Below are 554 nucleotides of genomic sequence, written 5' to 3'. Positions count from 1 at the left end.
GATTCGAACCCGTGTTACCGCCGTGAAAGGGCGGTGTCTTAACCGCTTGACCAACGGGCCAATTTATACATTTCGTTATATTTAGACAAAAATAATAGCCCCTAATTGGGGCTAGCCTGGCGACGTCCTACTCTCACAGGGGGAGAGCCCCCAACTACCATCGGCGCTGAGAAGCTTAACTTCCGTGTTCGGGATGGGAACGGGTGTGACCTTCTCGCTATCGCCACCAAACTATTTTTTGTTAGAGGATTATTCCCTCAAAACTAGATAACTGACAATCATCATTGAAAATATTGTGGTTAAGTCCTCGACCGATTAGTATTTGTCAGCTCCACNATTGAACCCACATCAAAGGTTTTGGAGACCTTCGTTTTACCATTAAACTATACCCCTATTTAGATGGTGGAGGGGGGCAGATTCGAACTGCCGAACCCGAAGGAGCGGATTTACAGTCCGCCGCGTTTAGCCACTTCGCTACCCCTCCAAGGAGTATATAAAATGGTGGCTCAGGACGGAATCGAACCGCCGACACAAGGATTTTCAGTCCTTTGCTC

The 554-nt window shown here is 47.9% G+C and carries 1 tRNA gene and 1 rRNA gene; both read right to left on the bottom strand.

The window, feature by feature from the left end:
* Positions 1–114: 114 nt before the first annotated feature.
* Positions 115–231, bottom strand: a 5S ribosomal RNA gene (gene rrf / locus BGM26_RS18730).
* A 169-nt stretch (positions 232–400) separates the two neighbouring features.
* A tRNA-Tyr gene (locus BGM26_RS18725) sits at positions 401–484 on the bottom strand.
* Positions 485–554: the final 70 nt, after the last annotated feature.

The organism is Bacillus sp. FJAT-29790 (assembly GCF_019039215.1).
Classification (GTDB): Bacteria; Bacillota; Bacilli; order Bacillales; family Cytobacillaceae; genus Cytobacillus.
This window is presented reverse-complemented; position numbering and strand designations above follow the sequence as displayed.